The 3,699-nt window shown below is 38.6% G+C and carries 5 protein-coding genes; 4 read left to right on the plus strand and 1 reads right to left on the minus strand.

Translation table 11 applies throughout. From position 1 onward, the window contains the following. Nucleotides 1–123 precede the first annotated feature (123 nt). A complete protein-coding gene (locus CSV72_RS16825) occupies nt 124–450 on the minus strand; it encodes a hypothetical protein (RefSeq protein ID WP_158232251.1) in 327 nt (108 codons plus the stop codon). 526 nt (nt 451–976) lie between these two features. Here CSV72_RS16825 and CSV72_RS16945 point away from each other — a divergent pair. The 4 genes from CSV72_RS16945 (at nt 977) to CSV72_RS16405 (ending at nt 3,604) form a co-directional block, all read left to right on the plus strand. Further along, a complete protein-coding gene (locus CSV72_RS16945; RefSeq protein WP_199170128.1) occupies nt 977–1,153 on the plus strand; it encodes a hypothetical protein in 177 nt (58 codons plus the stop codon). Between the two features lie 100 nt (nt 1,154–1,253). After that, complete coding sequence (locus CSV72_RS16395) at nt 1,254–1,469, plus strand: hypothetical protein (protein ID WP_099662118.1); 216 nt, start codon at nt 1,254–1,256, stop codon at nt 1,467–1,469. Nucleotides 1,470–2,097: 628 nt separating this feature from the next. Then, on the plus strand, nt 2,098–2,589 hold the full coding sequence (locus tag CSV72_RS16400; RefSeq protein WP_099679229.1) for a DUF4825 domain-containing protein: 492 nt from the start codon (nt 2,098–2,100) through the stop codon (nt 2,587–2,589). Nucleotides 2,590–2,695: 106 nt separating this feature from the next. After that, nucleotides 2,696–3,604, plus strand: a complete 909-nt coding sequence (locus tag CSV72_RS16405; RefSeq protein WP_099679230.1) for a threonine aldolase family protein — start codon at nt 2,696–2,698, stop codon at nt 3,602–3,604. The last annotated feature ends 95 nt before the right edge of the window (nt 3,605–3,699 follow it).

Raw genomic sequence — 3,699 nt, forward strand, 5'->3', positions numbered from 1 at the left:
GAAATGATGTGACGAGACTGCCATTGCGTTAGTTGTAACTGGCTTTTACTTTTCAAGAAATTAAAAGTAGGGAAATCCTTGTTAGTGAACGTTCAACTAATGGATATAGCTGTGTGACGTAAATTATTCCTGAACGGGAGCGATTGCTTTACAAGTAGGCGCGCCAATACCGCAATAGGGACATTTTCTTAAGTACGGGAAGAGATTAAATTGAAAAAATAAAATTACAGAGTTGTTTGGAATTCCTATTGCTTTTTTATTTTTGGGTGTCTTGTTTTTAATATTTGGAGCTAATGGAGAAGGATTAGCAACCACGTTCTCGAGACCTTCTGGTGCTTCAAGTTGGACTACTGAGGGGAGCACTATCGATGCGTTCACATTTATACCAATAATTTTGGGCGTTTCATTTCTGATATCATTCGTTAGCACTTTTTCTATATCTTTTACCAAATGGCAAAAGAGTCGGTAATTTCGTCAATAGGGCGCGATTGCGATACATGATTTATTCGTAGTCACTTAGTTAATCGGAGCGGAAACCGGCGACTCTGGGAGGTTCACCGCCCGCCCTCCAGAAAGCGTCCGGTTGCAGCGCGGATCAACGGTTTAAAACCACTATCTAACTATTGGGTGCATAAACGGAACAAGGTTGTACAAGAATTTTTCTGGATTACGAGGTTAAAGAGGTGACAATGTGGTGTTCTTTAAAAAGATGAGCGATAAAGAATCATTCAACTCGAAAAAAGGAGTAATCTTCGGTTTTTATACTTACATGCTAGTGTCAGCGGTGAACTACTTTTATTATTTATCAACAGAAAGTGGCTTGTTCTCTCCGAGTTTTATCTTTTGGAGTGGCTTATTATCTTTCTTTTTGTTTGAGCTTATTTTAAATCTGAAAGACAAATTCGTTGAAAAATATAGATGATTAAGTTTTATCTATTCTATAGTCGGGCAATTTGGTAAAAGAGAGGTTTAACATATGAATAACAAGTGGTACGGGGTATATGCCATGATATTAGGTATTGTATCTTTTTTTACAGGTGAAATTGTCACTTTCATCATGCTTGGTTTTATATTAATAGCTTTAATTAATATTAACACAACCTTGAAAAAGAATTTCGAAAAAGACAATGACCAGAAAGAAAAAGACGAATAAATCGTTTTTAAAATGCTTTTAGACCTTCGGTTAACGTGGGCAGTAGTTGAAAAGTGTAATTACTACTTTTACCATCCAGCAAAATTGGAGGTGGGTTATTTTGAGTAATGACAGTTCCTCGAAACTAGAAAAATGGCGAGCAAAATATGCCGCTTTAGTTATTGCGTTAGGTTGCTTATACAGTGTAATCATTGGTTGGGGAGAAAATTGGATTCTAACAAGCATTTTAGGACTCGGTGTAATCGTCTGTGGAATAATAGGGTTTTGTGATATAAAGCGATTTATAACTAGCAAAGCTAAGAATGGAAATTTTTAATTCTCTAAGCAAATGGGGGGGCTTTACTTGAAGATCATCGAGCTGCTAAAATAGCTCTTTTTTTAATTCAACTAAAGGGACAATGAGTAGTAGTTAAAAAATATTGGGACTTTGCCTGTGGATAAAAATATGTAGCAAAGTAGGAATTTTTATGGCGAACCATATATTTATTGCAACAAAAAGTAAATTGAAATTCAAATAAGTGGGGTATTGAAGTTTAGAAGATGAAAAATAATAGAAAAAAACGAAACGGCTTTTTTAAAGATATCCTAAATGAGCTTAGGGATTCAATCTTATTTGAAGTGGCTTGGAACGTCTTGATGTTTATCCCAAAAATGATGATTCGATTAATAAAGAACATTTGGTAAAGTAGTTAGTCAAAATGTTGATCTTCGCTACAGCGGGAGACTGGGTGAACAGGTAAGAGCCGTAACGAAGAACGGCTTTTGTGAGCGAAGCGAGGAGTGTGGTTCACCGCCCACCTATAAGACACGCGTCCGGCTACAGTGCAGATCAACGAATTCCAACTTTGAGCACCAAGCGTAGGCAAGCCGCGTAAAATCCAAGTAACATCTATCGTCATGTTCATTGCGCGATAGAGAAAAATATTTTACCAAAGGAGAATACTATGAAAAACTTCACAAAATACTTTTGGTCTTCATTCATACTAGTACTCCTTCTAAGCGGCTGCAGTTCCACTACCGATGCGCCAAATGAAGATCTATTCGAGCACAAAGGATCATTTATTGGCGATAACAGTGCAGTAATTCATATAATTGAGCAACTACCTTATGCTGATCAGTTTGAAGAAGTTTCGCTGGAAACCAAAATAGAACCTTATGGAATGACGATCCAATATGAACATATGGGTGCTTCAATGGAGGAAAGTGAATATAAAGAGGCGGCAGTATATAATGCTAGCTACTTATTCGCGCTGATCGATAATGCACAGTGGGTTGTCTTTGATTTTGGAGACACTACCTATACAATCAGCAAATCGAAATTGCAGGATTGGTATGGTAAAGAGTTACACGACTTTACGAATGAAGAAGAATTGGATGTTTTTATTGCAGAAAAGTTACAAGATGTGAACGGAGTACAACAGCTATTCATTGAATAAAAATCAAAATATTCATCATTATAAGAACAATTTGAGTTACAACAGAAATCCATCATTCTATGGTATACTTGCAGAAAAAATCAGGCATATTTGGAGATGGACAACGATGATACGATTTGAAAATGATTATACGGAAGGCGCTCATCCACGGATTCTGCAACGATTGATTGAGACAAACGAAGAACAAACTCCTGGATACGGTATGGATGAACACTGCGAAAAAGCTAGAGAGTATATTCGGAAAGAGTGCGAAGCTGATGAGGCGGATGTGCACTTTTTAGTAGGGGGAACTCAAACGAATACTACGATCATTGCGTCCATTTTACGTTCATATCAAGGAGCTGTTGCTGCGGAGAGTGGACATATCGCGACACATGAAACGGGAGCGATTGAAGCTACTGGACATAAAGTGCTTACTTTGCCTAGCGAAGACGGGAAAATCACGGCGAAGCAAGTAAAGCAATTAGTGGATGCTCACTTGAATGAAGCGAGTCCTGAGCATAGTGTACAGCCTGGACTTGTGTATATTTCCAATCCTACAGAAAATGGAACGACTTATACGAAGGCGGAATTGGAAGTTTTGAGTGAAGTTTGTGGACAATATCAGTTGCCATTAATACTCGACGGTGCTCGATTAGGATATGGTTTGGCTTCGGCGGATAACGATATCACGTTAGCGGATTATGCACGACTTTGTGATGTGTTCTATATTGGCGGAACGAAAGTCGGTGCGTTGTTTGGTGAAGCGGTTGTCATTACAAATGATTCACTGAAAAAGGATTTCCGCTATTACATTAAACAAAGAGGCGGCTTGCTCGCTAAAGGAAGACTGTTAGGGATTCAGTTTGAAACGTTGTTTGAAGACGGTTTATATTATGAAGTGTCAAAGCACGCTGTGGAAATGGCGTCTATTCTTCGACACGCATTTGTCGAGAACGGATTTGCATTGCGTTATGATTCCACAACTAATCAGCAATTCCCGATTCTCCCAGAGCCATTCCTGTCTGGTCAGTGAGGCCCTATTGAAAAAGAAAAGTCCCCTTGTTATCATTCAGGGTGTCAAGGCATCGACGACTTGACCCGGAATCATAAACAAGGAGGACTCCAATG

The organism is Sporosarcina sp. P20a (assembly GCF_002743175.1).
In the GTDB taxonomy this organism is placed as follows: domain Bacteria; phylum Bacillota; class Bacilli; order Bacillales_A; family Planococcaceae; genus Sporosarcina.

Bases quoted from the DNA above. Each gene is read 5' to 3' on its own strand.
- CSV72_RS16400 (WP_099679229.1), top strand. From the start codon at position 2,098: ATGAAAAACTTCACAAAATACTTTTGGTCTTCATTCATACTAGTACTC.
- CSV72_RS16405 (WP_099679230.1), top strand. From the start codon at position 2,696: ATGATACGATTTGAAAATGATTATACGGAAGGCGCTCATCCACGGATT.
- CSV72_RS16945 (WP_199170128.1), top strand. From the start codon at position 977: ATGAATAACAAGTGGTACGGGGTATATGCCATGATATTAGGTATTGTA.